The sequence below is a fragment of the Pseudogracilibacillus amylolyticus (SeqCode) genome (assembly GCF_051918545.1).
In the GTDB taxonomy this organism is placed as follows: domain Bacteria; phylum Bacillota; class Bacilli; order Bacillales; family Amphibacillaceae; genus Pseudogracilibacillus.
Genome location: NZ_JBPPZG010000095.1, coordinates 9,269 through 14,853 on the forward strand (window position 1 = coordinate 9,269; position 5,585 = coordinate 14,853).

The following is a 5,585-nucleotide window of genomic DNA, read 5'->3' on the forward strand; positions in this document are numbered from 1 at the left end:
AACGAAAATCCGCATTCGTTTTCATTACTATTTGACTCGAGGAGCGGAGCGAGTCGAGATGGAGGTTTTTATGAAAAGAATGAATTTTTTAATCGGTTTTCTACTTTTGGTAGGTATACTAACTGCTTGTTCTTCTTCAACTGCACCGGCAGAAGAGGATGGAAAAAGTGATGCTGGAAAGTCGGATGATGTCATTATTATACAAGTTGGTCATATTGCTCCAGACGATCATTCGTATACAAAAGGAATTGAATTGTTTGCTGAAGCGGTAGAAGAAGAGTCGGATGGTAGAGTGCAGTTTGAAATCTTTGGCAATGGACAACTTGGTGGAGAACGGGAAATAGTTGAACAAGTTCAACTCGGCTCTCTTGATATGACCGTTGTAACAGGTGGAATACTTGGTAGTTTCGTTCCAGAGATGTCTGTTTTGGAAATGCCGTTTTTATTCGAAGATGTCGAACATGCTTATGAAGCTTTAGATGGGGAAGTTGGCGAAGAACTAATGCAAATAATTGATGAAGCTGGCTTTAAATCTTTGGGAATATGGGAAAATGGCATGCGTCATATTATTAATAATAAACATGCTGTACACTCTCCCGATGATATGAGTGATTTAAAAATTAGAACTGTAGAAAATGAATTATATCTTGAGACATATAAATCATTAGGGGCTGATCCGACGCCAATTGCTTTTCCTGAGGTGTATACATCCCTACAGCAAGGTGTTATTGACGGCCAGGACAACTCATACGGAGTCATGGTAACTACAAAAATGTATGAAGTGCAAAATCATTTGACGGAAAATATGGTTTACTATGCTTCAGCTCCAGTTCTTATGAATCCGGACACATTTAATAATTTGCCAAAAGATATTCAGGAGATCTTAGTTAATGCTGGAAAAGAATTTACCCAAATTCAGCGAGATATTAATCAAGATATGGAAGCCGAACAAATAGAATTTCTAGAAGAGGAAGGCGTAGAGATTGTTATTCCATCTGCAGAAGAAATGGCAGCATTCCGAGCGGCAGTAGAACCAGTTTATGATAAATTGAGTGATCAGTTCGGTGATATGGTCGAACGTATTCAAGCACTTAGATAATAATAATTCAGTGGGAGGGCTCCCACTGAATGTTGTTTTATGAGGTGATGATATGTGGGCAAAAACAATTAATGGAATCAATAGATTTACGGAATGGACGACAGGGATTTTCTTAGTCATTATGGTCATCATTATTTTTGTACAAATCGTGTCAAGAATTCTAATCCAAAGTTCATTTCCGTGGACAGAAGAATTAGCAAGATACTTAATGATTTGGCTGACATTTCTCGGTGCATCATTTTCTTTTCAATATGGTGCTCATATTGGAGTAGAAATTTTAACGTCAAAAGTTCCTAAAAAGGTAGCTGCCTTTTTCCAAGTGATTGCAGCTTTATTTTGTATATTTTTATTTGTCCTTCTAGTTGTAAAAGGATATGAACTTGTCGGAAAATCTACGATGCAAACATCGCCCGCACTAAGTATTCCGATGAATTATGTGTATATGATTATTCCGATCAGTGGGATATTGATGATTTTAAACGTCGTTGATGTTACGATTAAAAATTTGTTAGGGATTAAGAAGGAGGAAACATAAATGGCGGTACTTTTATTCGTTATTTTAGCAGTTTTAATCTTAATAAATGTTCCGATTGCTATCGCCTTAGCGCTCTCATCAGTTTTTATTATTGCGATCATCGGGCAAATTCCACTCATTACGATACCACAAAAAATGTTTGCTGCACTCGATTCGTTTCCCCTGATGGCTGCACCTTTTTTTATTTTAGCCGGAAAACTTATGGAAATCGGTGGAATTTCGGAACGACTCGTTAATTTTGCTAATAGTCTAGTTGGTCATTTAAAAGGTGGTCTGGCCCATGTTTCGATAGTTGCTTGTATGTTTTTTGCCGCCATTTCAGGCTCCGGATCAGCAACGACTGCAGCTATCGGGGGTATCATGATTCCTGCAATGGTAAAAGCGGGTTATGACCGAAACTTCTCAACAGCAGTTCAGGCGGTTGGTGGAACAACAGGAATAATTATTCCACCTAGTGTTCCACTTGTTTTATATGGGGTGTCTGCGGGTGTTTCAGTCAGCAGCCTGTTTCTCGCTGGAATATTACCGGGAATTCTCATTGGATTATCACTTATGGTTGTAGCGTATGTCATTTCGCGAAAAGAAGGCTACGGTGCTGAAATCGAACGGACAAAATTATGGAAGTCATTTAGGGAAGCTACACTCGCTCTCCTTATGCCGGTCATTATTTTAGGTGGTATATATGGAGGTTTTTTTACCCCGACAGAAGCTTCCGTGGTTGCTGTCGTTTATGGATTTATCGTCGGTGTGTTCGTTTATAAACAAATCAATTTAAAAACATTACGTGAAATGCTCGTCTCATCCGTTGTTACAACATCAGTAATATTATTCATAATTGCATCCGCATCCATTTTTGGAATGGTCTTAACACGTGAAAAAGTACCACAATCCATTGCTACTTTATTATCTGAATCAAACTTGTCACCAGTTGTCATTCTTTTATTAGTGAATTTACTCCTGCTCATCGTGGGAACGTTTATGGAAACAATTGCAGCAATTATTATTTTAACACCTATTTTGTTACCGGTCGTCACGCAAATCGGGATTGATCCGATTCATTTCGGTATCATTATGACTGCGAATTTAGCGATTGGTTTAATCACACCACCTGTTGGTGTTTCACTATTCGTGGGTGCCCGTGTCGGAAATACAAAATTTGAACCACTTGTCCGAGCCGTCGTTCCATTCATGCTCATGATGATTGTTAGTGTTATCATTATTACATTCATCCCACAATTATCTATGTTATTTATTAAATAATAAGTTAGAAGAAGCTAAACAACGGTTCCGATAGCTATGATTAATTGGATCATTTTAACCACATTTACTGCAGTAGGTGTCCTCCACTGCTTAACTTTGAAACTACCAACCGAAACAGACATAGCTTATATTCAGTTTCATTTTTTTTTTGATATCGATGAAGACCGAAATATAAAGCAATGATTTGAAAAGATAAGCCTTTATGTGTATATTTTAACAGGAAAGAAGATGTTGATTCCTTGTAAATAGATAGGGGTTTCAATTTCTAGTTTCCCATGAGGGTTCGAAACCATCCCCTCTTAAATAAAAACTACGGAGGATATAGATAAAAGGATAAGGTGAAGACTGGTTCTATTAGTGTGGTGAAAAACTAATAGAGCCGGTCTTTTTTTACGATTTAAAAAGCCTTAAAAAGTTTAAAGCTGCTTTGGAAAATAAAATACAGATGGCGAAGCATGAGTCACTTATCTGTGATTTTATTTCTATCTATATACATAGTTGCTGTGGTTGTAGTCATCAATTTTAGTTTCATATTTTAAGTTCACGTTTAATAAATTGCCAATAGCGATGAATACGAGCAACGTTACTGGAAGGATCTTCACTTAGTTCTTCAAGAAGTGAAATATCCTTCATTTTTTGTATCGTTTCTATTTCTGCATCAGAAAATGATAGTTTGTCGGATTTTGAATGATGAACCGGATATTTACGTATATTCGACACCCCGAGTAGATAATCAGTTGAAACATTAAAGATATTGGCAATTTTAATAAGCGTTTCTAAAGAAGGTTCACTACGCTCTTGTTCATAATAACCATAAGCACTTGAAGTCATATTTAGTTTTTGCCCCATGTCTTTTTGTTCATAGCCAAATTCATCACGCAACTCTTTAAGACGTTTTCCAAATAAATACATTTACAACAACCTCACTGTATAGGGGAATTACACAACTAAACGTTGTTTATAGCGCATAAAAACAATTAATACTTGTACATTAACATAATGAATAAATTCTCGTATATAATGCAATTAATGTGTAAGTTAGTCGAAAAACAACAAATAGTATCATAATATAACATAACAATATTATTTATTTGTCAATAGGGATGTGATCTGTAAAAACAAGTAAGTATCTAAAATAATTATCTGAATTTTACAACCAATTAGTGGTTAATTGTTAAAAATACTACTTTTTCATAGGAAAAAACATCAGAATGGGAGAGTTGTATAGTGGAAAACTTATCTAATGACCTGATAATTGAAGCGTATTATAAAGCGATTGAACTTAAACTAGACGACGATTTTCAGTTGATGTTGAAAAAAGAAATAATGCGAAGAAACCTTGAGATAGCTCATTTATGAAATACTCATGTTGAAGTTAATGGATTAAAATAATTTGAAATCGGGTTCTGTTCTTTTTTATTTGTAGAAAAATTAAAAATTTGACATGAAGCGGCGAGAACTTAGTCCCCGCACCATTGATCACGTTAGAAAAGTGATAGAAGAGTTGCGCAGTGTCTCGCCGCGGCGTTGATCTCGGTAAAAAAGTGATAGAAGAGTCGCGCGGTGTCCCGCCGCACCATTGATCTTGTTAGAAAAGTGATAGAAGAGCTGCGCAGTGTGCCGCCGCGGCGTTGATCTCGGTAAAAAAGTGATAGAAGAGCTGCGCAGTGTCCCGCCTCGCCGTTGATCACGTTAGAAAAGTGATAGAAGAGCTGTGTAGTGTCCCGCCGCGGCGTTGATCTCGGTAAAAAAGTGGTAGAAGAGCTGCGCAGTGTCCCGCCTCGCCGTTGATCTTGTTAGAAAAGTGTTAGAAGAGCTGCGCAGTGTCTCGCCGCGGTGTTGATCTCGGTAAAAAAGTGATAGAAGAGCTGTGTAGTGTCTCGCCGCGGTGTTGATCTCGTTAGAAAAGTCATAGAAGAGGAGCGCGGTGTCTCTCCGCGCCGTTAATCTCAGTAGAAATGACAGAGAAGAGCTGCGCAGTATCCTGCCGCGGTGTTGATCTCGCTAAAAATGACCTGAAGAGCCCCGCTGCACCGCTAATTTCAGTAAAGATGACTGAGAACAACTTCGGAACACAAACCACTTGTTGAATGTCTGTAATAATTTCCACAGCCTTGCTCAGTGTGTAAAAAATCAGCTCCATAATGGTAGTGGGGATGCAACTTTTTCCAAGAACCAACAGTCGCCTCTCCTCAATCTCCTTAAATATGCCTTTACACGCCCGGGGATAAAGATGACGCCGACGTCGATCACGGATCATGAAACAGATAATACGAATGTGAGGGCTCTCTCGCCCGTTTTCGTCCCGGCGAATTGTCTGAATTCGTGCGATGGTAGCTCCCCTCGTCCGTTTTCACTTCAGAGAATAGCCAAAACTGGGAAAAGAAAGAACTATCTAATCGAAGTAATGTCATCGATTAGATAGTTCTTTTGTATATAAGTTATGATATTGCAATGACGTTATATACACCAAGTTTTGTTTCTTCTTTAAAATCTGTATAGCTGTCATATTAGGTAAAAATCTATTAAACTACCTAGGAGCTTTTTTTGATTATCAAGTAATGAATCAAATAGTTACTATGTATATAGTTTAATAATTTAGTTATATTGGAATTTTTTTATTGCGGACTCTCTTTTTCTATTAGTATATTTTTACAATATGTATGTAGGAATCAAGGTTATATCTATGTT

5 protein-coding genes are annotated in these 5,585 nt (G+C 37.5%); 4 read left to right on the top strand and 1 reads right to left on the bottom strand.

The window, feature by feature from the left end; all coding sequences use genetic code 11:
* The 3 genes from dctP to ACPYKA_RS11620 form a co-directional block, all read left to right on the top strand.
* Positions 1-1,099, top strand: a 1,099-nt coding sequence (dctP, locus tag ACPYKA_RS11610) for a TRAP transporter substrate-binding protein DctP (RefSeq protein ID WP_479542440.1), incomplete at its 5' end; no start/stop codon positions are given.
* Positions 1,100-1,151: 52 nt separating this feature from the next.
* Complete coding sequence (locus ACPYKA_RS11615) at positions 1,152-1,634, top strand: TRAP transporter small permease (protein WP_479542441.1); 483 nt, start codon at positions 1,152-1,154, stop codon at positions 1,632-1,634.
* Complete coding sequence (locus ACPYKA_RS11620; RefSeq protein WP_479542442.1) at positions 1,635-2,894, top strand: TRAP transporter large permease; 1,260 nt, start codon at positions 1,635-1,637, stop codon at positions 2,892-2,894. It begins immediately after the preceding gene.
* A gap of 528 nt (positions 2,895-3,422) precedes the next feature.
* Here ACPYKA_RS11620 and ACPYKA_RS11625 read toward each other — a convergent pair.
* Positions 3,423-3,806, bottom strand: a complete 384-nt coding sequence (locus tag ACPYKA_RS11625; protein ID WP_479542443.1) for a helix-turn-helix domain-containing protein — start codon at positions 3,804-3,806, stop codon at positions 3,423-3,425.
* Positions 3,807-4,121: 315 nt separating this feature from the next.
* Between ACPYKA_RS11625 and ACPYKA_RS11630 the strand changes: the two genes are divergently transcribed.
* A complete protein-coding gene (locus tag ACPYKA_RS11630) occupies positions 4,122-4,253 on the top strand; it encodes a sporulation histidine kinase inhibitor Sda (protein WP_479542444.1) in 132 nt (43 codons plus the stop codon).
* Positions 4,254-5,585: the final 1,332 nt, after the last annotated feature.

Excerpts from the sequence above, each read along its gene's own strand:
- ACPYKA_RS11625 (WP_479542443.1), bottom strand. The coding sequence starts at position 3,806 with ATGTATTTATTTGGAAAACGTCTTAAAGAGTTGCGTGATGAATTTGGC.
- ACPYKA_RS11615 (WP_479542441.1), top strand. The coding sequence starts at position 1,152 with ATGTGGGCAAAAACAATTAATGGAATCAATAGATTTACGGAATGGACG.
- ACPYKA_RS11620 (WP_479542442.1), top strand. The coding sequence starts at position 1,635 with ATGGCGGTACTTTTATTCGTTATTTTAGCAGTTTTAATCTTAATAAAT.